At 42.0% G+C, this 6,764-nt stretch carries 5 protein-coding genes; all 5 read right to left on the bottom strand.

Annotated elements, in window-relative coordinates:
- Window positions 1-188 precede the first annotated feature (188 nt).
- Entirely contained in the window at window positions 189-404 is a 216-nt protein-coding gene (locus tag IQ264_RS12920) for a hypothetical protein (protein WP_193981193.1), read from the bottom strand.
- A 240-nt stretch (window positions 405-644) separates the two neighbouring features.
- On the bottom strand, window positions 645-2,825 hold the full coding sequence (locus IQ264_RS12915) for a CHASE2 domain-containing protein (protein ID WP_193981192.1): 2,181 nt from the start codon (window positions 2,823-2,825) through the stop codon (window positions 645-647).
- A 464-nt stretch (window positions 2,826-3,289) separates the two neighbouring features.
- Window positions 3,290-4,234, bottom strand: coding sequence for a vitamin K epoxide reductase family protein (locus IQ264_RS12910; protein ID WP_193981191.1), 945 nt, complete (start codon window positions 4,232-4,234; stop codon window positions 3,290-3,292).
- Between the two features lie 105 nt (window positions 4,235-4,339).
- Window positions 4,340-5,188 (bottom strand): photosystem I biogenesis protein BtpA, encoded by an 849-nt coding sequence (btpA, locus tag IQ264_RS12905; RefSeq protein WP_193981195.1) that lies wholly within the window; start codon window positions 5,186-5,188, stop codon window positions 4,340-4,342.
- A gap of 187 nt (window positions 5,189-5,375) precedes the next feature.
- Window positions 5,376-6,497, bottom strand: coding sequence for an NAD-dependent epimerase/dehydratase family protein (locus tag IQ264_RS12900; RefSeq protein WP_193981190.1), 1,122 nt, complete (start codon window positions 6,495-6,497; stop codon window positions 5,376-5,378).
- Window positions 6,498-6,764 lie beyond the last annotated feature (267 nt).

Genomic DNA, 6,764 nt, shown 5'->3' with positions numbered 1-6,764 from the left:
CGGAACTTGGATCGTAGATCCGAACGCTTCAGGAGATTTGGCCTCTACTTTGGCTGGAGCAATCCTGCCAGAGCAAGCTGAGTCTATGAATGAAGAATCACCGCTGCTTTAGCACGGTGAGTGTCAACGTGAGTAATGGATATCTTTACTATTTGATCCTTAAACAGTGACAGTATTGTATCAAAATTTTACCGAGTTCCAGAACCTTGACCACCTTCACTAGGTGCGCCATTGTTCGGTGGGTCGTAATCATTATAAATGGGTAACACGGAAGCTGATTTCTCTGGACAGGAAAATTCTCTCAGCTGATTGCTGATAACAGTAGAACTCGATCTATCAGGAGTAACTAGTTGTAATCCTACGATCAGAGTTCCTAAACCTGCTAACCGTAAAAAAGTATCCATACCACATCAAACCTTGTCTGCTTAGTATATAGTATATATACTTAACAATAAACTGTCAGTAAATCCCGCAAAATTATTGATTGATAAAGAAAACTGATAGTTCAAAGTTAAGTAAGCTTATCGTTGCGGCTATCTCACTCTTCGATATAAACATAATTTTTTTATTTAGTGAGCAGATTTCAGATAAACTTCACAGTAATATTACGCTTTAACATTAAATATTTCAAATACTTAAGTAATTTAACAAAATGTGTAGTTGTTCTTTCCTTGTTCCTTCGCAGAGTACATAGCGGCATCAGCATTTTTTATCAAAGTTTCTATATCCTCGCCATTTAGGGGATAGACGCTAATCCCGATGCTAGTAGAGATGTAAATTTTGTGACCTTGCAAAATAAAAGGTTGATTAATTGTTGCCAAAATTTTGTCAGCTACTCTAGCAATATCAGTTACAGAGGGAATCCCAGGTAGAATCACTGTAAACTCGTCACCTCCTAAACGAGAAACAGTATCACTGCTGCGTAAGCAACGTTTGAGTCTATCAGCTACGGTTTGCAAGAGCAGATCCCCTATATCATGTCCTTTAGTATCGTTAATTAGCTTGAAGCCATCCAAATCTAAGAATAGTAAAGCTACTAAGTGATGATTTTGACGCGCCCATTCTATGGACTGATTCAACCGTTCGTAAAAAAGTTTCCGATTAGGTAAGCCAGTCAAGGTGTCATGGTAAGCTAAGTAGCGCAAACGGTCTTCGGAAAGTTTTAATTCTGTATTAGAACGAGCTAATTCGTCAGCGGTACGTTTGAGGTGTTCTTCTAATTGCTTGCGTTCTGTAATGTCACGAATTACTCCTACTAAAAAAATGTTACCTGCGGGGTCTTTATGCAGTGACCTTTTAGTAGCGATGTGATGAGTAATGCCTTGAGAGTTAGTAAATTGTTCTTCATTTTCTGTTGCGCCACCGCGTTGAAATACCAATTTATCTTGCTGCCAAAAGTTATAGGCTTCATGGTCAGGAAAAAAATCAAAATCTGATTTTTCTAGGAGATTTTCTAAGGGATATCCAATAAATCTACAGTAGGCTTTGTTTAAGACAATCCAGCGATGTTGTTTGTCTTTGACAAAAATTGGGTCGGGAATGGCATCAATGAGATTTTGTAAGAATTCCTTGGAACGTTTTAATTCATCTTTTAAGTGGGCAACTAAGGCTGTAATGATGGTAGCAGAGCTTAAAATTCCTAACATTGGTGGGAACAAGGGCAACCACCAACCTGCTAAAAAAGCCCAATAACTAATAATAAATAGGGTGAAGGTGACTAAAAATATCAGAATTGTGGAAATTTTTACGGAGGGCGATCGCCAAATGAAAATTGCCCCCAACCAAGTCCAAACCCAAATCCATATTACTTCTAACCATTCAGGCCAAACCTGAAATAAAACGGTTTTTCCTTGGGCGGCATTAAGAATTTGGCTGATAAAATTGGCCTGCAATTCTACACCGGAAATTGGTTTAGCACCCCGCATAAAAAGACCAGTGCTGTAAGGTGTGAAGAAAAAATCTTTGAGGGATTCAGCAGTTGAGCCGATTAAGATTATGCGATCGCGCACCCACTCGGCTGGTACTTTCCCCGATAACATTTGTGCCATAGAAACTCTGCGAAAGCTACCTGCTGGCCCTTGGAAATTAGCTAAAATTTGATACCCACCAGCATCAGCCATCACGTAACCACCGTCATTGGCTTGAAAGCGATCGAAAATAGCTTTACCTAGTTGTAAATCACCGCTATGGTTCTTTGCAGACTGCGGTTTAATATTTTCTGCTTGGAGATACTTGAAAGCTAGCTTGAGGGCAAAACTAGTCCGAGGTTTATTGTTGATATGCCAGTACAATAAATTGCGACGTACCTTGCCATCAGCATCAATAATTACATTGTTGAAACCTACTCTCCCTTCCTGTTGCAAAACTGGTGGTGCTGCTACTCTTAGACTTTTTTTAGTGTTTAGTTGCTCAATGCCAACTAAGTTAGATGTTTTCTGCGCCACCTCCAACCACTCTGTATGACCAGGCTGGACTGGTAGATCTCTGTAGATATCTAAACCAATAGCGCGGGGTTTTAGAGAACTGATTTTTTTGATTAACTCTGCCATATTGCGATCGGGAATCGGCCAACTACCAATGCGCTGGATGTCCGCTTCTTGAATGCCTACAATTAATATTCTTTCATCAACCAATTGGGGCGGACGTAACCGAAAAAACTGATCGAAAGCTTCCCATTCCCCAAACTGCAACAATCCCATCAGTCGCAGGGAAATTAAACCAGCCACAACAATGCAAGAGCTAATCCATACCCTTCGATCTTCCAAAAGCTGTTGCTTGACTTTTCTCACAAGCCTTTTGCCGCTAATGCCTAACTGATTCATCATCCGAATTACTCAATTTTGAAAGTTATCCCTATACCTATCTTTCATTAATAGCCAATGGATAGGCAAATCAGTGAATTAGGCTTTTTATGTGGCAGAGTCAAGATAGAATATTTTCTTAAGCAAAATTACAGAGGCGAAATAAAGAAAGTTGGAAGGCAAGGAAAATTAGGATCTGGTTAAAATGAGATTTTCTTAAATATTTCTTAGTTTATCAGTATATATAGCTACTCTAGTTGGGCTAAAGCAACTTAGCTTTACAGTAAATTTAAATGATAATTCCAGTTCTCAAATACATCTTTAACAATAATGTTGGCGCTTATTCTCCAACTAAAAATACGAACTGATATTAAAAATAAATCCCAGTTATCTCGTTAAAGTAATTATTGAAAAATTAACACTCTGGCAGCGATTAGCAACCAGAGTGTTGATTTTTGAACCCAGAGGTTCTCAAAGATTTACCGCCCTCAAAGGGAGTTTTTAAAGTTACGTGGGCCTTTGTAATCTGTTAAATCAGCGAGTTTTTCTAAGGTTTGTACACCTTCGTACAACTGTCCTTTAATCTGCCAAGTTGGATAACCTTTTATATTGGCTGCTTGACAGAGTTGTGGTCTAGCATTTACACCTTTAGGGTCACATTCAACGTAATCTAGTTCAGCAGCAGCTTCTTTACCAAATAATTCTTTTTGCTCGTGACAGTGAGGACACCAATAGGCACCGTATTCTTTTGCGCCTACTTGTTTCAAGTGACGTGCTAAAGCAATTTCTGCTGGGCCTGAAGAGTTTTGAATTGGCTTACCAACTTCTCCAGCGATGGTAGTAGTAGTATTACCAGCTGTGGTGGGTGTTTTGGCGCTGGCATAAACGCCAAGTGTGCCAATTAAGGCGATCATGCCGACTACAATACCAGTAAAAAATAGCTGTCCCACATCTTCCCAAGTATGACCAAATAAAGTAATTACAAATAGGGCGATCGAAAATAATGTTGAAAACAGACAATAAATACACAATTTCCCGATCGCAAACGCCATTAAATAGAACAGATAACCGCTGAAAAACAGCATTGCGGTTGCACCTGCAAACAACCCCAACCAAGTTAATTGTTCCATTTTGGAACGCAGGGCTTTTTGTTCTTGTGGGTTAATGAGTAATGGCCCTAATGCTAAAGCTGCCATACCTGCATAGGCAAAAAAACCAAAGACTGATAAAGGGATGCCAAAAACTTTGGCGTAAGCACTGCTTAATACGGCGTTACAGTCAACGATCCCAGTGGTAGGACAAAGAGCTTCTTTGAACACTCCCCACTCGACTAAGGTGAGGTAAATTGTGTCTAGAATGCCTAAAATGGCGATCGCGGCAATCAGAATTCGCGACCAGCGATGAATCCAAGGAGTAGAACGTCGGCGAATCATAATATTTACAGCCCTGCTATCTCATACAATCTGACTATAGTTTGCCAATTAATTCCCATTGTGAACTATAGACCTTTATTCAACATTTTTAGTCTTGTTAACTGATTAAGAATGCAGTTTTATTGACGACATTGGGTGGGGATGAGGCTTCCCAGATACGCTGTGCCGCATAGCTTCTACAAATTGACTCACCCGAATCGGATCGACTGCTTGCTCGCGTTTTCCTTGACGTTTTAGGGAACTAGAAACAATTACGCCATCTGCTGCTTGCATCAAGGTAGAAATATTTTCCCAACTCGCACCACTACCGATAAATACGGGTGTGTCGCTGGCTGCGGCTTTAGCTAACTCCAGGTCTTCTAAACTGGGAGGACTACCTGTTGCCCAACCAGATAAAATTACTGCGTCAGCTAAACCTCGTTCAATGGTATCTTGTACTGCTGTGGTGAGATTGGGCGAACCTAAAGGTCTGGCGTGTTTAACCAATACATCTGCCAAAATTTTGATATCGCTGCCTAACTCTCGTCGATATCTTAATAATTGATGCGCTTGTCCTTCAATTAATCCTTGATCGGTAGCCATTACGCCTGTGAGGACGTTGACGCGGATAAACTGAGCTTTGACACAGCTGGCGATCGCTATAGCACTGTGAGCATCATTCCGCAATACGTTGATTCCCACAGGCAATGTCACCAAGTTCATCACTCGATCCACAACTAATGTCATGGCGCTGACTACCGCTGGATCTACCTGGCTGTTGGTGAAAGGCGCATCGAAGAAATTTTCCACCATAATCCCATCTACACCGCCAGAAGCCAAAGCTGTGGCTTCTTGTTCGGCGCGATCGATCACTGCTTTTAAATTGCCTCCCCAGCGGGGGGAAGTGGGTAGCGGTAATAGATGAACTACTCCAATAATCGGATTTGGTGTCCTAAAAATTTGCTTCAAGTCCACGTTTTTTTTGCTATTTTCGGACTCGTTAATGCGTCCTGGTAGTTGGTCACTAGTCAATAAGTTTATTGTGACTACTGACTGTTGATTTATTTCACCTATTTTATCAGGTTGGGGTATCTCTATTTTGGCTATGGGTAAACAAGCCGGACATTTTGGTGGGTAAGGGAACAGGGAACAAATTTTTCTGTTACTTTTTCAGGAATGGCTTAAAGCGATCGATCCCTGAGAGCCACTCAATTGAACGGCGGCAACCTTCGTCGAAAGAAACAATTGGCTCATAACCCAAAAGCTTCTCTGCTTTAGTAAAGGGTAGCTGATATTGGGACTGTTGTAAGATGGACATCATCTCTGTCACCACTGGTTCTCCTTTCGGGATCGCGGCTGGGACTACTGGGACGGGTTCAGGTTTTGGTTCTGGGGCTGGCTGCTGTGGTTGGGATTTCGATCGCTTCAACTTTTGCTTGAGATCCTCTGGGATCATGGCTAAAGTTTTTTGCACAAATACTGATTCTCGGATAGAACCGATTAATTCCTGTTTCCGGCTATGGGTGAACTCTGGAACTGGAGGTGATGGCAGCTGGGTTGGGTCAACTCCAAAAGCTTCTGCAAAGGGACGGTAAAAATCTAACCAAGTTACCCTTTCGCTATCGCCAGCAAAAAATGCCTCACCATCCGCATCTTTTGCGGTCAACGCCAGTCGCATGGCATGAATCAGGTTATCTACATAGACGCTATTGCAGATCCCTTTTCCTCCATCGATCAAATAGGCTCTACCGTTTACCAGCTGATCGGCTAATTCTGTAACCCAGCGCGATCGCGGCCCAAACACAATCCCCGGTCGGAAGATCACCACCTCAACCGATCCTGTTTGGTGCAGCTGCAATAGTTGGCGTTCAGCATCGATTTTGGCGATATGGGTGGGAAATCCGGGTTGATTTGTAATTGGTGGAGTTGCTTCAGTTGTCCCAGGAGCGGGAGCCGAGGTATGGACAATCATTGAACTGAGATAAATAATCCGTCGCACCCCGGCTTTCTGGGCGGCTTTATAAGTGGGAACAATAGTACCCCTGATTAGCCCTGGAGTACCCAGAATCGACTGAATAATCGCATCACATCCTTGAAAGGCAGATTCTAAGGATGATTGGTCAAAGGAATTAGCAATCCGACCATCTAATTTATATTGCGCTAGTTTTTCCAGGCTGCTTTGAGAATGAACGATCGGGCAAACTTCTGTAGTTCCTTCGACAGGGAGCATTTCCACTGCCCGTCTACCTACGAATCCACTGGCTCCCACTATTCCAATTCGCATAATTTTCCTGTCACCGTGTAAGTTAGATAGAGTTAATTCAACCAATTTTAGATTTTAGATTTGGAATTTTAGATTCACTCTGCTCACTTTTGGGACAGAGCTTGAGGAATTTGAGATTTTAGATTTATTCCGTTCACTCTTAGACTGATATCTTGCACCTGGAGGCAGAGCCTCTGTTTTTCGTTTCCTGGTTGAAGCAGGGAACGAGAGACGAGAGAAAGGGAGGTTCTACTTTCCCTGCTGCAAGATCTGAGTTAGAGAGGGCTT

Origin of the sequence: [Phormidium] sp. LEGE 05292 (assembly GCF_015207735.1) — a bacterium.
In the GTDB taxonomy this organism is placed as follows: Bacteria; Cyanobacteriota; Cyanobacteriia; order Cyanobacteriales; family Aerosakkonemataceae; genus Floridanema.
This window is presented reverse-complemented; position numbering and strand designations above follow the sequence as displayed.